The organism is Serratia sp. CY29653 (assembly GCF_052169255.1).
Classification (GTDB): domain Bacteria; phylum Pseudomonadota; class Gammaproteobacteria; order Enterobacterales; family Enterobacteriaceae; genus Serratia; species Serratia sarumanii.
Genome location: NZ_JBJNLC010000007.1, coordinates 43,554 through 65,632, shown reverse-complemented (window position 1 = coordinate 65,632; position 22,079 = coordinate 43,554). Strand labels below are relative to the sequence as shown.

21 protein-coding genes are annotated in these 22,079 nt (G+C 62.3%); 15 read left to right on the top strand and 6 right to left on the bottom strand.

Annotation, left to right across the window (positions count from 1 at the left end; genetic code table 11):
• Positions 1-100: 100 nt before the first annotated feature.
• From ACJ8HN_RS22440 to ACJ8HN_RS22380, 13 genes are all read left to right on the top strand, one after another.
• Complete coding sequence (locus ACJ8HN_RS22440; protein ID WP_043148361.1) at positions 101-874, top strand: SDR family oxidoreductase; 774 nt, start codon at positions 101-103, stop codon at positions 872-874.
• A gap of 72 nt (positions 875-946) precedes the next feature.
• A complete protein-coding gene (locus ACJ8HN_RS22435; protein ID WP_223182202.1) occupies positions 947-1,210 on the top strand; it encodes a hypothetical protein in 264 nt (87 codons plus the stop codon).
• Entirely contained in the window at positions 1,203-2,957 is a 1,755-nt protein-coding gene (locus tag ACJ8HN_RS22430; RefSeq protein ID WP_060431120.1) for a monovalent cation:proton antiporter-2 (CPA2) family protein, read from the top strand. Before ACJ8HN_RS22435 ends, ACJ8HN_RS22430 begins: the two co-directional genes overlap by 8 nt.
• Positions 2,958-2,962: 5 nt before the next feature.
• Positions 2,963-3,544: a DUF924 family protein gene (locus ACJ8HN_RS22425; RefSeq protein ID WP_442523977.1), complete on the top strand. Its 582-nt coding sequence runs from the start codon at positions 2,963-2,965 to the stop codon at positions 3,542-3,544.
• 51 nt (positions 3,545-3,595) lie between these two features.
• Positions 3,596-4,504 carry a LysR family transcriptional regulator gene (locus tag ACJ8HN_RS22420; RefSeq protein ID WP_047570115.1) on the top strand — a complete coding sequence of 303 codons (909 nt, stop codon included), beginning with the start codon at positions 3,596-3,598 and terminating at the stop codon, positions 4,502-4,504.
• Between the two features lie 266 nt (positions 4,505-4,770).
• Positions 4,771-5,208 (top strand): universal stress protein UspA, encoded by a 438-nt coding sequence (uspA, locus tag ACJ8HN_RS22415; RefSeq protein WP_004930988.1) that lies wholly within the window; start codon positions 4,771-4,773, stop codon positions 5,206-5,208.
• A gap of 200 nt (positions 5,209-5,408) precedes the next feature.
• The gene (gene gdhA, locus ACJ8HN_RS22410; RefSeq protein WP_442523975.1) at positions 5,409-6,752 is read left to right on the top strand and encodes an NADP-specific glutamate dehydrogenase; all 1,344 of its coding nucleotides are present in this window, start codon (positions 5,409-5,411) and stop codon (positions 6,750-6,752) included.
• A 329-nt stretch (positions 6,753-7,081) separates the two neighbouring features.
• Positions 7,082-8,068 carry an autoinducer 2 ABC transporter substrate-binding protein gene (locus tag ACJ8HN_RS22405; RefSeq protein ID WP_033649381.1) on the top strand — a complete coding sequence of 329 codons (987 nt, stop codon included), beginning with the start codon at positions 7,082-7,084 and terminating at the stop codon, positions 8,066-8,068.
• Positions 8,069-8,172: 104 nt separating this feature from the next.
• A complete protein-coding gene (locus tag ACJ8HN_RS22400) occupies positions 8,173-9,672 on the top strand; it encodes a sugar ABC transporter ATP-binding protein (RefSeq protein ID WP_442523974.1) in 1,500 nt (499 codons plus the stop codon).
• Positions 9,665-10,654, top strand: coding sequence for an ABC transporter permease (locus ACJ8HN_RS22395; RefSeq protein ID WP_015379367.1), 990 nt, complete (start codon positions 9,665-9,667; stop codon positions 10,652-10,654). Before ACJ8HN_RS22400 ends, ACJ8HN_RS22395 begins: the two co-directional genes overlap by 8 nt.
• A gap of 1 nt (position 10,655) precedes the next feature.
• Complete coding sequence (locus ACJ8HN_RS22390) at positions 10,656-11,609, top strand: ABC transporter permease (RefSeq protein ID WP_033649382.1); 954 nt, start codon at positions 10,656-10,658, stop codon at positions 11,607-11,609.
• Positions 11,610-11,619: 10 nt separating this feature from the next.
• Entirely contained in the window at positions 11,620-13,257 is a 1,638-nt protein-coding gene (locus tag ACJ8HN_RS22385; protein ID WP_442523973.1) for an FGGY-family carbohydrate kinase, read from the top strand.
• On the top strand, positions 13,257-13,856 hold the full coding sequence (locus tag ACJ8HN_RS22380) for a KpsF/GutQ family sugar-phosphate isomerase (protein WP_033636383.1): 600 nt from the start codon (positions 13,257-13,259) through the stop codon (positions 13,854-13,856). The genes ACJ8HN_RS22385 and ACJ8HN_RS22380 overlap by 1 nt, the downstream gene beginning before the upstream one ends.
• 28 nt (positions 13,857-13,884) lie before the next feature.
• Here the strand turns inward: ACJ8HN_RS22380 and rsmJ are convergent, their stop codons facing one another.
• From rsmJ to ACJ8HN_RS22365, 3 genes are all read right to left on the bottom strand, one after another.
• Positions 13,885-14,631: a 16S rRNA (guanine(1516)-N(2))-methyltransferase RsmJ gene (rsmJ, locus tag ACJ8HN_RS22375; protein WP_033654480.1), complete on the bottom strand. Its 747-nt coding sequence runs from the start codon at positions 14,629-14,631 to the stop codon at positions 13,885-13,887.
• A gap of 8 nt (positions 14,632-14,639) precedes the next feature.
• Positions 14,640-16,682, bottom strand: a complete 2,043-nt coding sequence (prlC, locus tag ACJ8HN_RS22370; protein ID WP_033649387.1) for an oligopeptidase A — start codon at positions 16,680-16,682, stop codon at positions 14,640-14,642.
• Positions 16,683-16,799: 117 nt separating this feature from the next.
• Positions 16,800-17,261 (bottom strand): HIT family protein, encoded by a 462-nt coding sequence (locus ACJ8HN_RS22365; protein ID WP_033654482.1) that lies wholly within the window; start codon positions 17,259-17,261, stop codon positions 16,800-16,802.
• Between the two features lie 214 nt (positions 17,262-17,475).
• On the opposite strand from ACJ8HN_RS22365, the gene ACJ8HN_RS22360 reads away from it, so the two are divergent.
• Positions 17,476-18,318 carry a 23S rRNA (adenine(2030)-N(6))-methyltransferase RlmJ gene (locus ACJ8HN_RS22360; RefSeq protein WP_004931012.1) on the top strand — a complete coding sequence of 281 codons (843 nt, stop codon included), beginning with the start codon at positions 17,476-17,478 and terminating at the stop codon, positions 18,316-18,318.
• Between the two features lie 130 nt (positions 18,319-18,448).
• A complete protein-coding gene (gene gorA, locus ACJ8HN_RS22355; RefSeq protein ID WP_442523972.1) occupies positions 18,449-19,801 on the top strand; it encodes a glutathione-disulfide reductase in 1,353 nt (450 codons plus the stop codon).
• A 77-nt stretch (positions 19,802-19,878) separates the two neighbouring features.
• Here the strand turns inward: gorA and ACJ8HN_RS22350 are convergent, their stop codons facing one another.
• From ACJ8HN_RS22350 to ACJ8HN_RS22340, 3 genes are all read right to left on the bottom strand, one after another.
• Positions 19,879-20,445 carry a DinB family protein gene (locus ACJ8HN_RS22350; RefSeq protein WP_072269791.1) on the bottom strand — a complete coding sequence of 189 codons (567 nt, stop codon included), beginning with the start codon at positions 20,443-20,445 and terminating at the stop codon, positions 19,879-19,881.
• Positions 20,446-20,514: 69 nt separating this feature from the next.
• Positions 20,515-21,366: a PhzF family phenazine biosynthesis protein gene (locus tag ACJ8HN_RS22345; protein WP_033654484.1), complete on the bottom strand. Its 852-nt coding sequence runs from the start codon at positions 21,364-21,366 to the stop codon at positions 20,515-20,517.
• A gap of 36 nt (positions 21,367-21,402) precedes the next feature.
• Positions 21,403-22,032, bottom strand: coding sequence for a LysE family translocator (locus ACJ8HN_RS22340; protein ID WP_033636389.1), 630 nt, complete (start codon positions 22,030-22,032; stop codon positions 21,403-21,405).
• Positions 22,033-22,079 lie beyond the last annotated feature (47 nt).

Sequence of the window (22,079 nt, the reverse complement as noted above, 5' to 3'; positions counted from 1 at the left end):
GTCGTTTTTCCTGGATAGTCTATCCCGCCCCACGCCGCTGATCTTTCCCACCACGCTGGCTAGACTCAGGTTTCCGTTACGCTCATCCAAGGAAACTGTTATGGCAAACCATTCAATCAAGGGAAAAACCGTCCTGATCGCCGGCGGCGCCAAAAATCTCGGCGGGCTTATCGCGCGCGATTTGGCTGAACAAGGCGCCAAAGCGGTAGTGATCCACTACAACAGCGCCGCCTCCAAAGCCGAAGCGGATAAGACCGTCGCCGCCATCCAGGCCGCCGGGGCGCAAGGCGTCGCGCTGCAGGCCGATTTGACCACCGCGGGCGCGGTCGAGAAGCTGTTCGCCGATGCGGTCGCCGCCGTCGGCAAGCCGGATATCGCCATCAATACCGTCGGCAAAGTGCTGAAAAAGCCGATGATCGACATCAGCGAAGCCGAGTACGACGAGATGACCGCGGTCAACGCCAAAACCGCGTTCTTCTTCCTGAAAGAGGCGGGCAAACACCTCAACGACAACGGTAAAATCTGCACGCTGGTCACCTCGCTGCTCGGCGCCTTCACGCCGTTCTATGCCGCTTACGCCGGCACCAAGGCGCCGGTGGAGCACTTCACCCGCGCCGCCGCCAAGGAGTTCGGCGAACGCGGTATCTCCGTGACGGCGGTCGGCCCCGGCCCGATGGACACCCCGTTCTTCTATCCGGCCGAAGGCGCCGATGCGGTGGCGTATCACCAAAGCGCGGCGGCGCTGTCGCCGTTCAGCAAAACCGGCCTCACCGATATCGAAGACGTGGTGCCGTTTATCCGCCACCTGGTCAGCGACGGCTGGTGGGTTACCGGCCAAACTATCCTGATCAACGGCGGCTATACTACCAAGTAACGCCGCATGGGGGGCGCGCGTCTGGCGTCCGCCCCCGCCAGGAGGCGCAGCGTAGAGGATATTGCAATGCACATGCTAATGGTCATTGGCGGAGGCGTGGTTCTCCTGGGATTGTTTGTGCTGTTCGGCTGGCTCTGGGGCGCCAGTGCGGCGGGCATGGCGCTGGCGGCAAAAATTTTCGTCCCGGCCTGGTTGCTGATCGCGGCGGTCAATATGTGGGTGGGCGTCGCCCACGCGGGCTACAGCCTGCGGGCGGAGTTGCCGATCCTGCTGCTGGTGTTCGCGATCCCCGCCGCCATCGCCGCGTTCGTATTCTGGCGCCTCGCCCATGTCTGAAAGCGCCGGCGACCTGCTCAACGTGGTGACGCTACTGGGCGCCGCCGTGGTGGCCGTGCCGCTGTTCAAGCGCTTGGGGCTGGGCTCGGTGCTGGGTTATCTGGCAGCCGGTTTGGCGATTGGGCCGTTCGGCTTTGGTTTGTTCAACGATGCGCAGACCATCCTGCACACCGCCGAGCTTGGGGTGGTGATGTTTCTCTTCATCATCGGCCTGGAGATGCGGCCTTCTCATCTGTGGAACATGCGGCGCGATATTTTCGGCCTGGGCAGCCTGCAGGTATTGAGCTGCGGGCTGCTGCTCACCGCCATCGGCATGGCCTTCGGCTTTTCATTGGCCATCTCCTTCATCTGCGGCATGGGATTCGTGCTGACGTCTACCGCCATCGTCATGCAACTGTTGGGCGAACGCGGCGACATCGCCAGCCCGCGCGGTCAGAAAATCGTCGCCGTATTGCTGTTTGAAGATCTGATGATTGTCCCGCTGCTGGCGCTGGTGGCGTTCATCGCGCCGGCCGGTTCATCGACGCCGGTATCCGGTTCCGCCTGGGGCGGCATCGCCATCGCCGCCGGTGCGCTGGCCGCGCTGGTGGCGGCCGGCATCTGGCTGCTGAACCCGCTGTTTCGCATTCTGGCGCACGCCAAAGCGCGCGAAGTGATGACCGCAGCCGCGCTGCTGGTAGTGCTTGGCGCCGCTTTGCTGATGCAGCTGGGTGGCCTCTCCATGGCCATGGGCGCCTTTTTGGCCGGCGTGCTGCTGTCGGAATCGACGTTCCGCCATCAGCTCGAAGCCGACATCGAGCCCTTTCGCGGTCTGCTTTTGGGGCTGTTCTTCCTCGGCGTCGGCATGTCTCTCGATCTGGCCGTGGTGGCGCGCAACTGGCCGCTGATCGTCAGCGGCGTGCTGGCGATGATGTTCATCAAAGGCCTGTGTATTTACTGCGTGGCCCGGTTGACGAAAAGCTCGCACGGTGATGCTCTCGACCGCGCCGTACTCATGGCGCAAGGGGGAGAATTTGCGTTTGTGCTGTTCGCCGCTGCGCTGGCCAATCAGGTGCTGCCTGCGGAAGCCAACGCCAACATGACCGCCGTCGTGGTGCTGTCGATGGCTTTGACACCGCTGGCGGTGTTGATCCACCAACGCCTGCGCGTCTCGTCCGACGCCTCGTTGGACGGCACGGAACAGCCCACCGGCTTGACCAACAGCGTGCTGATCGTCGGGTTCGGCCGTTTTGGTCAGATCGTCAGCCAGCACGTTTTGGCGATGGGCGCCGATATCGCCATTATCGACCGCGAACCCCAGGTTGCCCGCGACGCGCAAGACTTCGGCTTCAAAGTTTACTATGGCGACGGTGCGCGCATGGATGTGCTGCATGCGGCGGGCGCCGGCCACGCCCGCGCCATCTTGGTCTGCATTGACGATCCGCAAGCCGCCACGCAGATTGTCGAACACGCCAAAACCCACTTCCCGCAGGCCCGCGTGCTGGCTCGCGCTCATGACCGCGAACATGCCATCGCGCTGATCAAGGCCAATGTGGATTACCAAATTCGCGTCACCTTAGAGTCCGCCATGTCTTTCGGGCATGAAGCTATGTTGGCGTTGGGCTCCGATCCGGAAACCGCGGCGGATTTGATGGCCGAGCTGCGGCGCAAGGATGCCGAACGGTTGGCGATGGAGGTGTCCGGCGGCATTTACGCCGGTACATCGATGATTTTGGGCAATGCGCCGACCAAGGCGAAGAAGGAATGACGGGCATGCCGACCCTTTTCCGCCGGCGCAGCGATGCGCTCGCGGCCGATAATCAAACGGCCGATGAGGTGGTGCGGTTTTGGCGAGACGCCGGCGCAGAGCAATGGTTCCGGCAGGATCCGCGCTTCGACCAACGCTTTCGCGCGCGCTTTTTGGGCCTGCATCTGGCGGCGGCCCGGCGTGAAGGCGACGACTGGCTTAAGACGCCGGAAAGCGCGCTGGCGCTGATGATCCTGCTCGACCAATTTCCGCGCAACGCTTTTCGCAACACCGCCCACATGTACGCCACCGATCCGCTGGCGCGCCGCTTCGCCCGCATCGCCATTGCGGCGAACTACATGCAGGCCGTCGAGCCTTCGCTGCGCCTGTTTTTTTGCCTGCCGTTCGCCCACTCGGAAAATCTCGCCGATCAGGATCTTTCCGTGGCGCTAAACGCTCAACTGGGGCCGGCTGAACGCGCGCACGCCGAGGGACACCGCGATATCATCCGCCGTTTCGGTCGTTTCCCACATCGCAATCAGCTGCTGTTGCGCGATACTACCACGCAGGAGCAAGCCTTCCTGGAGCAAGGAGGGTTTGCCGGATAACGCCGCAGAATGCTTTAAGCGGCAATAATAAGGACAATAACGGGCGCATCGATGGACAGATTCAATCAATACCGCGTATTCGTGCAGGTGGCGGAGATGGGCAGCTTTATCCGCGCAGCCCATGTGCTGGAGGTGCCGCGCGCCTCGGTGTCCGCCGCCGTGCAACAGCTGGAAACGCAGTTGGGCGTGCGCCTGCTGCACCGCACCACCCGGCAGGTGCGGCTGACCGCCGACGGCGAACAGCTGCTCGAGCGGCTGCGCCCGCTGCTGGCCGAGGTGGAGGATATCGATCAGTCGTTTCAGGCCAGCCAGCGCCAGGCCTCCGGGCGGCTCAGCGTCGACGTGCCGAGCCGCATCGCCCGCCGGCTGATCGCGCCGGCGCTGCCCAGCCTGCTGCGGCGCCATCCCCACCTGCAGCTGGTGCTCGGCTCCGCCGATCGCGCCATCGATCTGGTGCAGGAAGGGGTCGACTGCGCTGTGCGCGTCGGCGATCTGCACGACAGCAGCCTGGTGATGCGCCCGCTCGGCCATATCGCGCTGATCAACTGCGCCAGCCCCGCCTACCTGAGCGAATACGGGCATCCCACTCACCCCGCAGATCTCGTCACCGGCCACTGGCACATCGGTTACGCCTCGCCCAAAACCGGCCGCGAATCCCCCTGGGAATACCTGACCGCCGACGGCCACACGCAGCGGCTCGAACTGCCCAGCCGGGTGGTGGTCAACAACGCCGAGAGCTATATCGCCTGCTGCCGCGCCGGGCTGGGGCTGATGCAAATCCCGCGCTACGACGTGCAACACCTGCTCGACGCCGGTGAACTGGTGGAAGTCCTGCCCGCTTACCGCGCCGCCTCCATGCCGATCGCCCTGATCTATCCCCATCGTCGCCAGCGCTCACGCCGCCTGGCGGTGTTTCACGAATGGTTTGAAAGCCTGCTGCAGCCGCATCTGGAGCGCTGATTGCGCATTTAGCGCTATACTTTGTTTAATAACGCTTATAATTCAAGCGGTCAGACCGGCAGCATCCGCATAATCAATAGGCTTTTACGCCGCGCGGGTGTAGAACGAAAGGTATCGGGCGGAGAGATTTTCGATGCGGCGCAGTGTGATCGCCCCAACATATCATTGCGTTATCCGAATGATACTATGGAACCAAAAGCGCAAGGCGGGTAAACGGAACGCCTGCTAACCCTTTTAATCGGCATGTTTATGGAAGGAGTATTCTTATGGCTTACAAACACATACTGATCGCGGTGGACCTATCCCCGGAAAGCAAGATCCTGGTAGAAAAAGCCGTCTCGATGGCGCGGCCGTACAACGCTAAAGTTTCTCTGATCCACGTCGATGTCAACTATTCCGACCTCTATACCGGCCTGATCGACGTCAATCTCGGCGACATGCAAAAACGCATCTCCGAGGAAACCCATCAGGCGCTGACCGAGCTGTCGCAAAACGCCGGCTACCCGATCACCGAGACCCTGAGCGGCAGCGGCGATCTGGCGCAGGTATTGGTCGATGCCATCAAGAAATATGACATGGATCTGGTACTGTGCGGCCACCACCAGGATTTCTGGAGCAAGCTGATGTCTTCCGCTCGCCAGCTGATCAATACCGTGCACATCGATATGCTGATCGTGCCGCTGCGCGATGAAGAAGACGAATAAAGTAAGCACTTGCTAACTTAACTGCCCAACGCCCGCGCCCTGCGGGCGTTTTTCATGCCGCCACGCCGATTAATCGCTTGATAATCAACCGCCCTCCGATGATATAGTCGCTAAAGACACAACATCCTCCCCCGGGCATCGCCTATACCCATATCTATAAGAAATAGCGGGGGAAAACTTAATGCTAAAAGGAGTTATCCATGGAATATGCCGTATCGGTAGAGTCTTTCCTGTCCTCGTTACAGCGCCATAACCCCCACCAGCCGGAATATCTGCAGGCGGTGCGCGAAGTGTTCACCTCGCTGTGGCCGTTTATCGAACGCAACCCGCGCTATCGCGAACAGGCGCTGCTGGAGCGCCTGGTGGAGCCTGAGCGCGTTATCCAATTCCGCGTCAGCTGGATGGACGATCGCGGCCAGGTGCAGGTCAACCGCGCCTTCCGCGTGCAGTTCAACTCGGCCATCGGCCCCTACAAGGGCGGCATGCGCTTCCATCCGTCGGTAAACCTGTCGATCCTGAAATTCCTCGGTTTTGAGCAGACCTTCAAGAACGCGTTGACCACCCTGCCGATGGGCGGCGGCAAAGGCGGCTCCGATTTCGATCCCAAGGGCAAAAGCCAGGGCGAGATCATGCGCTTCTGCCAGGCGCTGATGACCGAGCTGTATCGCCATCTGGGGCCGGACACCGACGTGCCGGCCGGCGACATCGGCGTCGGCGGCCGTGAAGTCGGCTTTATGGCCGGCATGATGAAGAAACTGTCCAACAACACCGCCTGCGTGTTTACCGGCAAGGGTCTCTCCTTCGGCGGCAGCCTGATCCGCCCCGAGGCGACCGGCTACGGCCTGGTGTACTTCACCGATGCCATGCTGCAGCGCCACGGCCTGGGCTTTGAAGGCATGCGGGTGGCGGTGTCCGGCTCCGGCAACGTGGCGCAGTACACCATCGAGAAAGCGCTGGAGCTGGACGCGCGCGTGATCACCGTGTCGGATTCCGGCGGCACCCTGGTGGACGAGGACGGCTTCACCACCGAGAAGCTGGCGCACCTGGCGGAGATCAAAAACCAACGCTACGGCCGGGTGGCGGACTATGCCCGCGAACGCGGCCTGACCTATCTGGCCGGCCAGCAGCCGTGGAACGTGCCGGTGGATATCGCCCTGCCGTGCGCCACCCAGAACGAACTGGATCTCGAGGCGGCGCAGACGCTGATCCGCAACGGGGTGAAGGCGGTAGCGGAAGGCGCCAACATGCCGACCACCATCCAGGCCACCGACGCCTTCCTCGACGCCGGCGTGCTGTTCGCGCCGGGCAAGGCGGCTAACGCCGGCGGCGTGGCCACCTCGGGGCTGGAGATGGCGCAAAACGCCGCGCGCATCGGCTGGCGGGCAGAGAAAGTGGATGTACGTTTACAACATATCATGGCCGATATTCACCACGCCTGCGTGGAATACGGCGGCGAAGGCAAGCAAACCCACTACGTGCACGGCGCGAATATCGCCGGTTTCGTCAAGGTCGCCGACGCCATGCTGGCGCAGGGCGTACTGTAATCCGCCTTAAAGGTGATCTTGTTCACACATCGATTAAATGCTTCAATGCCGGCCTCTGCGCCGGCATTTTTTTATGCTTTCTCACCATCCAAATGATGCCAATTTGTTAAATAAAAGTTAATATATGGTTATTTATTGCTTCTTAATTGGTAGTAAATTTACCACCACCAAATAACTAAACATTTATTTAACACTAAATACTGCAATATTTTACTTAACTGTGCGCAGATCACATTTCGTTAACTTCAGCTACGCCCCCTCTTCCATTCCTTTGTAATCTGCAGCGGTGGAAAAACCGCCACCCCTACAGATAAAAAAAGGTACAGCTAATGAAATTTAACCTCGCATTATTAAATGCATGTGTGGTTTCTGCGTGCATGTTATCGACAACACCTGTGTTCGCCGCTGATAAATATGAGATTGCCGTGGTCGCCAAAGTGACCGGCATTCCGTGGTTCAACCGCATGGAAGTGGGCGTCAACGAAGCGGCGAAAAAACTCGACGTCAACGCTTACCAGACCGGCCCTTCTACGCCGGATCCGGCCGCGCAGGTCAAGGTGATTGAGGATCTGATCGCCAAGAACGTCAACGCCATCATCGTGGTGCCGAACGACGCCAAGGTGCTGGAGCCGGTGCTGAAAAAAGCGCGCGACAAAGGCATCGTGGTGCTGACCCATGAATCCCCGGACCAGCAGATCGGCCAGTGGGACATCGAGACCATCGACAGCGAGAAATACGCGCAGGCCAACGTCGATGAGCTGGCGAAAGACATGGGCGGCAAAGGCGGCTATGCGATCTACGTCGGCTCGCTGACCGTGCCGCTGCACAACGCCTGGGCCGATTCCGCCATCAAATACCAGAAAGAAAAATACCCGGACATGTTTGAAGTCACCTCGCGCCTGCCGGTGGCGGAAAGCATCGACAAATCCTACGCCACCACGCTGGACCTGATGAAAACCTATCCGCAGATGAAGGGCATCATCGGCTTCGGCTCGCTCGGCCCGATCGGCGCCGGCCAGGCGGTGGCCAAGAAACGCGCCAAGGACAAGATCGCGGTGGTGGGCATCGCCATGCCGGCGCAGGCCGCCCCTTACCTGATGCGCGGCGACATCAAAAAAGCGCTGCTGTGGGATCCGAAAGACGCCGGCTATGCGCTGGTGACGGTGGCCGACCAGCTGCTGCAGGGCAAGGAAGTGAACAAGGATCTGGCGATCGAGGGCCTTGGCAAGGCTGACGTCGATATGGAACACAAAGTGATTCGGTTTAATAAGATTTTGGAAGTGACCAAAGACAACGCCCAATCGCTTGGATTCTGATTTTTCGCGTAATTTCGCCACACCGGGAAAGTAGTTAAACCCTCGTAGGGGCGCAGCTTGCTGCGCCCAGGGCTTCGGCCGCTACGCAAGCACAGGTTAACGTTATGACAGCCTCCCCCGCATTTATCACCCTGGAGAATATCAGCAAGCGATTCCCAGGCGTGCTGGCATTAGACCAGATCAACCTGACGCTCAATATTGGCGAAGTGCACTGCCTGGCCGGGCAAAACGGCTGCGGCAAAAGCACCATCATTAAAATCATCTCCGGCGTCTATCAGCCGGAAAAAGGCGCCAACATTTCGCTGGAAGGCAAACTCTTCCACGCCCTGACGCCGCAGCTGTCCGGTTATTACGGCATACAGGTGATCTACCAGGACCTGTCGCTGTTCCCTAATCTGACGGTGGCGGAGAACATCGCCATCCACCGTTACCTGCCCGGCGGCCATTTCTGGGTACGCAAGCGGGTGATGCGCCAGACGGCGCTCGACGCCATGGCGCGGGTCGGCATACGCATCGATCCCGATAAAAAGGTGGAAAAACTGTCGATCGCCGATCGGCAACTGGTGGCGATTTGCCGCGCCATCGCCGCCGAGGCGCGGTTGGTTATCATGGACGAACCGACCGCCTCGCTGACCCGCCAGGAGGTCGACGGCCTGCTGCGGGTGGTCAACGAGCTGAAGGCGGCCGGCATCTGCGTGGTATTCGTCAGCCACAGATTGGATGAAGTGATGGAAGTCGCCGATCGCATCAGCGTGATGCGCGACGGCAAGCTGGTGGGCACCTGGCCGGCCAGCGAACTGGACAGCCACGAACTGGCGTTCCTGATGACCGGCCAACGCTTCCACTACAGCCCGCTGCCGCCGCTGCCGCCGGCCGAACAGGCGCCGCTGCTCGAAGTGCGCAACCTCAGCCGCGGCGAGAAATACCGCAACGTCAATCTGGCGCTGCGCGGCGGCGAGATCGTCTCGATCGTCGGCCTGCTCGGCGCCGGCCGCACCGAACTGTGCCTCAGCCTGTTCGGCATGACGCGGCCGGACAGCGGCGAGATCCGCATCGAGGGCCAGGCGGTGCAGCTGCACAACAACCGCGAAGCGGTGCGCCGCGGCATCGGCTATGTGTCGGAGGATCGTCTGACGCAGGGATTGATCATGGAACAATCGATCTACGACAACACCATCGTCACCGTCTTCGATCGGCTGCATACCTCGCTCGGGCTGCTGGATCACGCCAAGGCGACCGAGCTGGTCAACCGGCTGATCCGCAATCTGAACATCAAGGTGTCCGACAGCGCATTGCCGGTAAAAACCCTGTCCGGCGGCAACGCCCAGCGCATCGCCATCGCCAAGTGGGTGGCGACCCAGCCGAAGATCCTGATCCTCGACTCGCCCACCGTCGGCGTGGACATCGCCAACAAAGAGGGGATCTACCAGATCGCCCGCGATCTGGCGCAGCTGGGCATGGCGGTGCTGATGATCTGCGACGAGATCCCGGAAGCCTATTACAACAGCCATCGGGTGATGGTGATGCGCAAGGGCGAGCTGATCGCCGAGTTTGCGCCGCACCAGAGTACCGAGCAACAGATCGCCGAGGTGGTGAATGGATAAGTCATTATTGGCCCGCCTGGCCGGGCGGCACGAGTTTTATCTCGGCCTGTTGGTGCTGCTGCTGGCGATCGGCCTGAGCGCCGGCACCGACGAGTTTCTGACGCTCGGCAACCTGACCGACGTCGCCACCAGCTACGCCATTCTCGGCATCCTGGCCTGCGGGCTGTTCGTGGTGCTGATCGCCGGCGGCATCGACATTTCGTTCCCGGCGGTCACCGCCATCGCTCAGTACGTGATGGCCAGCTGGGTGATCCAGCACGGCGGCAGCTTCCCACTGGCGTTCGCCCTGGCGATTGGCGTTGGCCTGCTGCTCGGGCTGGTGAACGGTTTCCTGGTGTACTGGCTGAAGGTGCCGGCGATCATCATCACCATCGCCACCCTCAACCTGTTCTACGGCCTGCTGGTGTACGCCACCAACGGCACCTGGCTGTACGGCTTCCCGGACTGGTTCATGAACGGCATCAACTGGTTCTCGTTCCAGGGCGCCGACGGTTACGACTACGGCCTGACGTTGCCACTGCTGTGCCTGCTGGCGACCATCGTCGTCACCGGCGTGCTGATGAACCGCACCCGGCTGGGGCGCCAGATCTACGCTATGGGCGGCAACCGCGACGCGGCGTCGCGCCTGGGGTTGAACCTGCTGCGGCTGCATTTTTGCGTCTACGGCTACATGGGCATTCTGGCCGGCGTCGCGGCGGTGGTGCAGGCGCAGATCACCCAGTCGGTGGCCCCCAACTCGCTGCTCGGCTTCGAGCTGACGGTATTGGCGGCGGTGGTGTTGGGCGGCACCAGCATGAGCGGCGGCCGCGGCTCGTTGACCGGTACCCTGCTCGGCGTGGTGCTGCTGGCCTTCCTGCAAAACGGGCTGACGCTGCTCAGCGTCTCGGCCTATTGGCACCAGGTATTCAGCGGCGCGATCATTTTGATCAGCATCAGCACCACTGCCTGGAACGAAAAACGCAAGCTGCTCAAGGAGATCTGACATGACGCAGTTAACTCGGTTGATCCCAAACGATCGGATCATTCGCCTGCAGGGCGCGATCATCATCGCGGTGGCGCTGCTGTTCGCCGGGCTGCTCGGATCGCGCTTCTTCAGCCTCGGCAACTTCCAGTCGATCGCCTCGCAGCTGCCGATCCTCGGCCTGCTGGCGCTCGGCATGGGCATCACCATGCTGACCGGCGGCATCAACCTGTCGATTATCGCCGGCGCCAACGCCTGTTCGCTGGTGATGGCGGCAATCATCGTCAGCCACCCTGACCAGCCGCTGTTCCTGGCGCTGGCGCTGGTGGCCGGCCTGCTGGTGGCGGTGGCGATCGGCGCGCTCAACGGCGCGCTGGTGGCCTGGATCGGCGTCTCGCCCATCCTCGCCTCGCTCGGCACCATGACCCTGATCACCGGCCTGAACATCCTGCTGTCCAACGGCGCGGTGATCTCCGGCTTCCCGGCGGCGATTCAATTTCTCGGCAACGGCGCCGTGCTCGGCGTGCCGGTGGCGCTGATCCTGTTCCTGCTGGTGGCGGCCGGGCTGTGGCTGCTGCTGGAGCACACCACGCTGGGCCGCAGCCTGTACCTGATCGGCTCCAACGAGCAGGCCACCCGCTTCAGCGGCGTGAACACCGCGCGGGTGCAGGTAGCGGTGTATATCCTGTCGGCGCTGCTCGGCTGGGGCGCCGCCCTGCTGATGATGGCCAAGTTCAACTCGGCCAAGGCCGGCTACGGCGAATCTTATCTGCTGGTGACCATTCTGGCCTCGGTGCTGGGCGGCATTAACCCGGACGGCGGTTTCGGCCGTATTCTGGGGTTGGTGCTGGCGCTGATCGTGCTGCAAATGTTGGAAAGCGGCCTCAATTTGCTGGGGGTTAGCAGCTACCTGACCATGGCCCTGTGGGGCGGCGTGCTGATCCTGTTTATCGCGTTACAGAATCGAAAAGCCTGAGGAGAAAATAATGGCGAGCTATTTTATTGGCGTAGATGTGGGCACCGGAAGCGCGCGCGCGGGCGTATTCGATCTCAATGGCCGCATGGTCGGCCAGGCCAGCCGGGCCATCGATCTGTACCGGCCGAAGGCGGATTTCGTCGAGCAGTCGTCGGATAACATCTGGCAGGCGGTGTGCAATGCGGTGCGCGACGCGGTCAACCAGGCCGACATCAACCCGATCCAGGTCAAGGGGTTGGGCTTCGACGCCACCTGTTCGCTGGTGGTGCTGGATAAAGAGGGCAAGCCGCTGACCGTCAGCCCCTCCGGCCGTACCGAACAGAACATTATCGTGTGGATGGATCACCGGGCGATCGCCCAGGCCGAGCGCATCAACGCCACCAAACACCGGGTGCTGGACTTCGTCGGCGGCATTATCTCGCCGGAGATGCAGACGCCGAAACTGCTGTGGCTGAAACAGCACATGCCCACCACCTGGGCCAACGCCGGCTACCTGTTCGATCTGCCGGACTTCCTCACCTGGCGCGCCACCCAGGACGCCACCCGCTCGCTGTGTTCGACGGTGTGCAAGTGGACCTATCTCGGCCACGAACAGCGCTGGGACAAGAGCTACTTCCAGCAGATCGGGCTGGAAGACGTGCTGGAACATGACGCGGCCAAGATCGGCAGCGACGTCAAAATGATGGGCGAGCCGCTGGGCCACGGCCTGACCCAGCGCGCCGCCGGCGAGATGGGGCTGATCGCCGGCACGGCGGTGAGCGTGTCGATCATCGACGCCCACGCCGGCACCCTCGGCACGCTGGGCGCCACCGGCGTCTCCGGCGAGGTGGCCGACTTCAACCGCCGCGTCGCGCTGATCGGCGGCACCTCCACCGGCCATATGGCGATGTCGCGCACCGCGCGCTTTATCGGCGGTGTCTGGGGGCCGTATTACTCGGCGATCCTGCCGGAATACTGGCTGAACGAAGGCGGCCAGTCCGCCACCGGCGCGCTGATCGACCACGTCATCCAGTCGCACCCGTGCTACCCGGAGCTACTGACGCAGGCGAAAACTCAGGGGCAGACCATCTATGAGGTGTTGAACGCCATTCTGCGCCGCATGGCCGGCGAGCCGGAGAATATCGCCTTCCTGACGCAGGACATTCATATGCTGCCGTACTTCCACGGCAACCGCTCGCCGCGCGCCAACCCGACGCTGACCGGCATCCTGACCGGGCTGAAGCTGTCGCGCACGCCGGAGGACATGGCGCTGCACTACCTGGCCACCATTCAGGCCATCGCGCTCGGCACCCGCCACATCATCGAAACCATGAACCACAGCGGCTACAGCATCGACACCATTATGGCCAGCGGCGGCGGCACCAAGAACCCGATCTTCGTGCAGGAGCACGCCAACGCCACCGGCTGCGCCATGCTGCTGCCGGAGGAGAGCGAAGCGATGCTGCTCGGCGGCGCGATGATGGGCACCGTGGCGGCGGGCGTGTTCGACACCCTGCCGGAGGCGATGAACGCCATGAGCCGCATCGGCAAGACGGTCACGCCGCAGACCAACCAGATAAAAAGCTACTACGACCGCAAATACCGGGTATTCCACGAGCTGTACAACGACCACATGAAATACCGCCGGTTGATGCAGGAGGAGGCGTGATGCAGCAGGAATGGCGGCAGGCGGTGCAGGGTTGGCAAACCTACAGTCAGGAGCTGGCGCAGCTGGGCGAGCGCCTCGACGCGCGCACCTGGCAGCGGCTGTTGACGCTGCTGGCCGACTGCCGCGGTAAAATCGCCGTCACCGGCGTCGGCACCTCGGGGATTGCGGCGCGCAAGATAGCCCACATGCTGGCCTGCGTGGAACGGCCGGCGGTCTACCTCGACGCCACCGGCGCGGCGCACGGCGATCTGGGTTTTCTGCGCGCCGACGATCTGCTGATCCTGATCTCGCGCGGCGGCAATTCCGACGAGCTGACCCGCCTGCTGCCGACGCTGCAGGCCAAGGGCGTGACGCTGATCGCGGTGACGGAAAACCCGCATTCCGCCATCGCGCAGGCGGCGCTGCTGACGATCGCCACCGGGGTGCAAAAGGAGATAGATCCGCTGAACATGCTGGCCACCACCTCAATTGTGCTGGTGCTGGCGATCTTCGACGCCGCCTGCGCCTGCCTGATGGCGCGCAGCGGTTACGACAAGGACGCCTTGCTGGCAGTGCATCCGGGCGGCGGCGTGGGGAAAAGCTTGCGGGAGGAAAACTGAGGGCCCGACACGGCGGGCCCGGCAGACATTACAGCGGCATGTAGATATCGAAACGGTGGCTTTTGGTCAGCGTGGCGGCGTGCGCCGGCACGTCGGCCAGCGGCGGCGCGTAGTCCGGGCGCTTCACCACCACGCGCTTGGTCGCCAAACGGCGCGCCGGCTCCAGCAGGCCGTCGGCGTCATCGTCGCTGCCCACCAGCGATTGAAACACCCGCATCTCTTTCTTCACCAGCGCGCTTTTTTGCTTGTGCGGGAACATCGGATCGAGATACACCACTTCGGGGCGCGGGCTGAGATCCGCCAGCGCCGTCAGGCTGGAGGCGTGCAGCAGCGTCAGGCGCTCGCGCAGCCACGGGCCGATTTCCGCATCCTGATAGCCGCGCTGCAGGCCGTCGTCCAGCAACGCCGCCACCACCGGATTGCGCTCCAGCATCCGCACCCGACAGCCCAGCGCCGCCAGCACGAAGGCGTCGCGCCCCAGCCCGGCGGTAGCGTCCACCACGTCCGGCAGATAGCTGCCCTTGATGCCGACCGCTTTGGCCACCGCCTCGCCGCGGCCGCCGCCGAAGCGGCGCCGGTGCGCCATGGTGCCGGTGACGAAATCGACGTAGATTCCGCCGAGCTTCGGCTCGTCGCGCTTGCGCAGCTCCAGCCGCTGCGGGGTCAGTACCAGCGCCATCGGCGCGTCGTCGTCGGACGTCAGCCGCCAGCGCTGCGCCAAAACAGACAAGGCGCCGGGATCGGCGCCTGCTTCACACAATAAACACACGCTCACGTGTCGGGTTATCCTTTAATGCCGTAATGGCGCAGCATAGCATCCAGCTGCGGCTCGCGGCCACGGAAGCGTTTGAACAGCGCCATCGGCTCTTCCGAACCGCCGCGCGACAGGATGTTGTCGAGGAAGGATTTGCCGGTTTCGGCGTTGAAAATCCCTTCTTCTTCGAAGCGCGAGTAGGCGTCGGCCGACAGCACTTCCGCCCACAGGTAGCTGTAGTAACCCGCCGCATAGCCGCCGGCGAAGATGTGGCTGAAGGCGTGCGGGAAGCGGCCCCAGCTTGGCGAAGGCACCACCGCCACCATTTTCTTCACTTCCGCCAGCGTCGGCAGGATCTGCGCCCCTTTTTCCGGGCTGTATTCGAAGTGCATGCGGAAATCGAACAGGCCGAACTCCAGCTGGCGCAGGATGAACAGCGCCGCCTGGTAATTCTTGGCCGCCAGCAGCTTGTCGAGCATGGCCTTCGGCAGCGGCTCGCCGCTCTGGTAATGGCCGGAGATAAACGCCAGCGCTTCCGGCTCCCAGCACCAGTTTTCCATAAACTGGCTCGGCAGCTCGACCGCATCCCACGGCACCCCGTTGATGCCGGAGACGCCGGCGGTATCGATCTGCGTCAGCATGTGGTGCAGACCGTGGCCGAACTCGTGGAACAGCGTGGTCACTTCGTTATGGGTGAACAGCGCCGGCTGGTCGCCCAGCGGGCGGTTGAAATTGCAGGTCAGGTAAGCGACCGGCTTTTGCAGCGTGCCGTCGGCCTTGCGCAGGCTGCCGACGCAGTCGTCCATCCAGGCGCCGCCGCGTTTGTTTTCGCGGGCGTACAGATCGAGGTAGAAGCTGCCACGCAGCTCGCCGTCGGCGGCGAACAGATCGAAGAAGCGCACGTCCGGATGCCAGGTCTCCACGTCTTTACGCTCTTTGGCGGTGATGCCGTAGATGCGTTTCACCACTTCGAACAGCCCTTCCACCACCCGCTGTTCCGGGAAGTACGGGCGCAGTTGCTCGTCGCTGATGGAGAACAGGTGCTGCTTCTGTTTTTCGCCGTAATAGGTGATGTCCCAGGCTTCGAGCTCGTCCACGCCATAGTGCTGTTTGGCGAAGGCGCGCAGCTGCGCCAGCTCTTGCTCGGCCTGCGGGCGGGCGCGCTTGGCCAGATCGCTCAGGAAGCCGATCACCTGCTCCGGGCTCTCCGCCATTTTGGTCGCCAGCGACTTGTCGGCGTAGGTATCGAAGCCCAGCAACTGAGCCAGCTCATGGCGCAGCGCCAGCGTTTCCGCCATCACTTCGCTGTTGTCCCATTTGCCGGCGTTCGGCCCCTGATCGGAGGCGCGGGTGGCGAAGGCGCGGTACATTTCTTCGCGCAGCGCGCGGTTGTCGGCGTAGGTCAACACCGGCAGGTAGCTCGGCATGTCCAGCGTCAGCAGCCAACCGTCCTGCTCTTTGGCCTGCGCCATCGCCTGTGCCTGCGCCAGGGCGCTCTCCGGCAGGCCGCTCAGCTCGGCTTCGTCGGTAATCAGTTTGCTCCAGCCCATGGTGGCGTCGAGCACGTTGTTGCTGTAGGTGGAACCCAGTTCGGACAGGCGCGCGACGATCTCGCCGTAGCGCTGCTGTTTATCCGCCGACAGGCCGATGCCCGACAGTTCGAAATCGCGCAGCGCGTTGTCCACCGCCTTGCGCTGCGGCACGCTCAGCGCCTCGAACGCCGCGCCCTCTTTCAGGCTGCGGTAGGCCTGATACAGCCCTTCGTGCTGGCCGACCCAGGTGCCGTATTCGGACAGCAGCGGCAGCGCTTGCTCATAGGCGGCGCGCAGCTCCGGGCTGTTTTTCACCGAGTTCAGGTGCCCGATCGGCGACCAGATGCGCGACAGCCGATCGTCCGACTCCGCCAGCGGCTGACACAGATTGTCCCAGGTGAACGGCCCCGGCTGCGCGACCACGCGCTCTACCGCGGCACGGCAGTCCGCCAGCGCGGATTGCACCGCAGGCACGATATCTTCAGGGCGGATCGCCGAGAACGGCGGCAGGGAAAACGGGGTCAGCAACGGATTTGTCATAGGGCAGTCCTGATTAGCGTTGGGGCCCGCCGTGGGGCGAGCCTTAAAATGCGTATGAATCTCTAACATGGAGCCAGACAACAGGAAAATCAATGCCCGGCGTTGATCGTTGGTGCCTTAAACGGCGCTTTGGCGGATGCGGGCGGCCAGCGCCGCCAGCTGCTCGTCGTCGGCGCGCGCGGCGTCGTGGGAGGAGATATAGCCCTCGTAACGCGCGAAAAACTTCGGCGAGGTCGATTCGATCGGCCGCCACTGCTCCAGCGACGCGGTGCCGTGCAGCGGGATCAGTTTGGCGTGCACGTGGTCGACGCCGTAACCTTCGAACACCATGCCGCAGCGGCCGACGTCGTCGAACGCGCGATCCAGCTGCTTCGCCACCCGCTTGGTCGCCAGCATCAACGCGCTCAATACCTCGTCCGGCAGGTCAAAGGCGTAGCTCGGGTGGTGTGCCTTGGGGATCACCACGCTGAAGCCGTCGGTGTTGGGGAAGATGGACAGGAACGCCAGATGGTCGTCGTCTTCCCAGATTTTATGGCACGGCGCCTTGCCCGCCACGATGTCGCAAAAAATGCAGCTAATCCTTTCTCCTTGTGATTCACAGCGTTTCAACCCATTCGAACGCTTCGAACACCGGCCGCCAGAACGCCCGTTTGCTCATCGTCCTGTCCCTTTCTGTGAACGTCTGCGGCAACGGAGTCCGGTTTTTCCCGGCCAGACAGTTTATACTGTGCAGATTATAAGCCTTATTGCATTGAATGCTCCGCCTGCGGAGCACAAGGAACCGCCACCCGTCATGTTAAGTTATCGCCACAGTTTCCACGCCGGCAACCACGCCGACGTGCTCAAGCACACCGTTCAGAGCCTGATCATCGAGTCGCTGAAGGAAAAAGAGAAGCCGTTCCTGTATCTGGATACCCACTCGGGCGCGGGCCGTTATCAGCTCAGCGGCGAACACGCCGAGCGCACCGGCGAATACCTGGAAGGCATCGGCCTGCTGTGGCAGCGCGACGATCTGCCGGAAGAGCTGGCGGCCTACATGAGCGTGGTGCACAACTTCAACCGTTCCGGCACGCTGCGCTACTACCCCGGTTCGCCGCTGATCGCCCGCCAGCTGCTGCGCCCGCAGGACAAAATTCACCTGACCGAGCTGCACCCGAGCGACTACCCGCTGCTGCGCAGCGAGTTCCAGAAAGACGAGCGCGCCAAAGTGCAGCGCGCCGACGGCTATCAGCAGCTGAAATCCCAGCTGCCACCCCTGTCGCGCCGCGGCCTGATCCTGATGGACCCGCCGTATGAAATGAAGACCGATTACCAGGACGTGGTCAAAGGCATTCAGGAAGGCTACAAGCGTTTCGCCACCGGCACCTACGCGCTGTGGTACCCGGTGGTGATGCGCCAGCAGATCAAACGCATGCTGCGCGATCTGGAAGCCACCGGCATTCGCCGCATTCTGCAGATCGAACTGGCGGTGAAACCCGACAGCGATCAGCGCGGCATGACCGCCTCCGGCATGATCGTCATCAACCCGCCGTGGAAACTGGAACAGCAGATGAAAAACGTGCTGCCGTGGCTGCACAAGGTGCTGGTGCCGTCGGGCATCGGCCACCATCTGGTGAACTGGGTGGTACCGGAATAATCCCCGGCAGGGCGCGGTTCGCCGCGCCCTGCGTCCACCTATCGCAGCCATCGACGCAATCTTTGCGACAAACCCCGGTCAGGCGTTAAACTCTTACCCTCTTCAAATTCACAACTCATGGAAATCCCAGATGACGAAACATTACGATTATCTAGCAATTGGCGGCGGCAGCGGCGGTATCGCATCGATCAACCGGGCAGCCATGTACGGCCAAAAGTGTGCGCTGATTGAAGCCAAAGAGCTGGGCGGCACCTGTGTAAACGTGGGTTGTGTACCGAAAAAAGTCATGTGGCACGCGGCGCAGATCGCCGAGGCCATCCATCAGTACGGCCCGGACTACGGCTTCGACACCACCGTCAACGCCTTCGACTGGAAGAAGCTGGTCGCCAACCGCACCGCCTATATCGACCGCATCCACAACTCCTACGACAACGTGCTGGGCAAGAACAAGGTCGACGTGATCAAAGGCTTCGCGCGCTTCGTGGATGCGCACACCGTGGAAGTGAACGGCGAGCTCATCACCGCCGACCACATCCTGATCGCCACCGGCGGCCGCCCGAGCCACCCGGTTATTCCGGGTGCGGAATACGGCATCGACTCCGACGGCTTCTTTGAGCTGGACGCCATGCCGAAGCGCGTCGCCGTAGTCGGCGCCGGCTATATCGCCGTGGAGATCGCCGGCGTGCTGAACGCGCTGGGCGCGGAAACGCACCTGTTCGTGCGCAAGCACGCGCCGCTGCGCAGCTTCGATCCGATGATCGTCGAAACCCTGGTGGAAGTGATGAACACCGAAGGGCCGAGCCTGCATACCGAATCGGTGCCGAAAGCGATCGTCAAGAACGCCGACGGCAGCCTGACGCTGCAGCTGGAAAACGGCAAGGCATTCACCGTCGACTGCCTGATTTGGGCCATCGGCCGCGAACCGGCGACCGACAACCTGAACCTCGGCGTTACCGGGGTGAAAACCAATGAGAAAGGCTATATTGACGTCGATAAGTTCCAGAACACCAATGTCAAAGGCATCTACGCGGTGGGCGACAACACCGGCGCGGTAGAGCTGACCCCGGTCGCCGTGGCCGCCGGCCGCCGCCTGTCCGAGCGCCTGTTCAACAACAAGCCGGATGAGCACCTGGATTACAGCAACATCGCCACCGTGGTGTTCAGCCACCCGCCGATCGGCACTATCGGCCTGACCGAGCCGGAAGCTATCGAGAAGTTCGGCGCGGACAACGTGAAGGTGTACAAATCCTCCTTCACCGCCATGTACAGCGCCGTGACGCAGCACCGCCAGCCGTGCCGCATGAAGCTGGTGTGCGCGGGTAAAGAAGAGAAAATCGTCGGCCTGCACGGCATCGGCTTCGGCATGGATGAAATCCTGCAGGGCTTCGCCGTGGCGGTGAAGATGGGCGCCACCAAGAAGGACTTCGACAACACCGTGGCGATACACCCGACCGCGGCGGAAGAGTTCGTTACCATGCGCTGAGGCGCAGCCTCGCCGAGTTCCGGCGCATAACAGGCCAGGCGCGAAAGCGTCTGGCTTTTTTATTTATCTCGCTCGCCTCACGGCGCCCGGCGGTAGTGATCGCGAAGAAACACCGGCAAATCGTTCGCCGGCGAAGCGAAGGGCACCTGATAGAGCATATCGCCGACAAAACCGCGATGATAGGTCGCGTGGTTGACGACATGCAGCACGATTTCCTGGCGCGTCATGCGACCTTCCCCCCCGCCGACGAATTCGAACTGCACCACCTGCGCCAGCGCCTCGGGCGACCAGTTATCCACCTGTTCGATATACCAGTGGTCCATTTCCTCCACCGCACACCGCAGAGCGTCAAGCGCGGGCGTTTGCTCGGTGTTGCGCGCGAGGTAGCCATGTTTTCGACCTTGCAGGTGGTGCCTGAAGATATCGTCCACCACATAGACATGATTCAAGGTATGCACCATATTGCCAAAACGGGTCGGCCGCGGCCGCAAGGCTTCACCGGCCGGCAAAGACATTACGGTGTCAAAGGTCAGCGCATTCGCCCACGCTTTGTAACGTACCAGCATTTTCAACGTATCGATGACCGTCGTCGGCTGAGTGATATCAGCTTCGACGGGGGTATCGTTTTGTGGCATCGCAAACATACTGTTCACTCCTTATCATCGGATGAAAATCGATATTCCGTTCAGCCGCACACAGTGCGGCGACGCGTTCTACGCCGTGCCAATCCCTTGCAACCGCCCTTCGACCTGAATGCGCGTATTGCCGCCCACCCAAATCCGGCCACCCTCGTCGCGGGTGATATGCACGTGCCCGTTGCGCCCACGACAGCGGCCCTGAGCGGCAATATATCCGCCGCTGACCACGCCGCTTGCGAACAACCACTGGGCCAGGGAGGCATTGAGACTGCCGGTGACCGGATCTTCGACGATAGCGCCAAGATGATCGCTCAAAAAAGCGCGCACTTCGAAGGCTGCGTCACCCTCGGCATGTGGGCCGACGACGCCAATGTCCACTCTGCGCGGCCAGCTTCTCGCCGGCGTCAGGGAAAGTACCCGCTCGGCGCTGGCCAGCCGGATCCCCAGCCACCCCGGGCCATTATCGATCCAGGCGGCATCGAGCACCTCATCAGACGCGATCCCCAAAAACCGCAACGCGTCGGCCAACGTCTCTCCTGACGGCGCCCCGGAACGAATCAACGGTGGCGCGGCAAAACACAACCGCCCTCCCTCGCGACGAATGCTCACCAATCCTGCTCCGCACTCCTGGATGATCTCCGTCTCGTTGCTGGGTGCCCCTCCCATAGCGAGCCAGGCATGGCAGCTGCCCAACGTCGGGTGCCCGGCAAACGGCATTTCACGATCCAGCGTGAATATTCGCACCCGGTAATCCGCCTGCGGGTGCGTCGGCGGCAGTAAAAAGGCCGTCTCCGACAGGTTGAACCAACGCGTCAAGCGCTGCATGTCCTCCGTCGACAACGCTCCGGCGCCCGCGATCACCGCCAACGGATTGCCGGCGAGTGGCCCGGCGCCAAAGACATCCACCATCTGCATGCCAAAAACCATCGCCTCTCTCCTCAGGTTAACGCCGGGCGTGCATGATTACCCCCGCGATATCAACAGCTCCAGGCCCACGCAAGCGAACAGCAGCGCAAGCATTCCTTCAATCCAGCGCCTCACCCGGGTATAAAACGCGATCATCGGCGCCGTTGAGAACAGCAGGGCATACCCCCCGAAAATCGTCACGCCGAGCAACGCACAACCGCCGATAATCGCCGGTAAAACGCCTTCAGGCGCCCCTTGTCGCAAACCCAGCGACATGATCGCCATCCAGGACATGATGGCCTTGGGATTACCGAGATGCATCAGCACGCCCTGCCGATACAACTTCCGATAAGATCGCCCGCCATCCCCTGCCGCTATCCCTGTCGAGACGGGAGACGCCCGTAATGCGGATTGGCCGGCGCGCAGCGCCAGATACAGCATATACACGCCGCCGACGATTTTGATGGCCCACAGCGCCTGCGCATACGTGGCCAGCACGGCGGAAAGGCCGGTCGCGGCCAACAGTGCCCAGCACAGCGATCCGGTCACCACCCCGGCAGCCAGCGCCAGTGCGGGTGAGCGGCCGTCACGCATCGCCACGCCCATGATCGCCATGTTGCTGGGGCCCGGACTGGCGGTTGCGAGAAGATATGCGCCATAAACCAACGCAAGCTGACTGACATTCATGGAAAAACTCCGCTGACCCGCCTTGCGGCCGAGACGTTGTTGAAAAC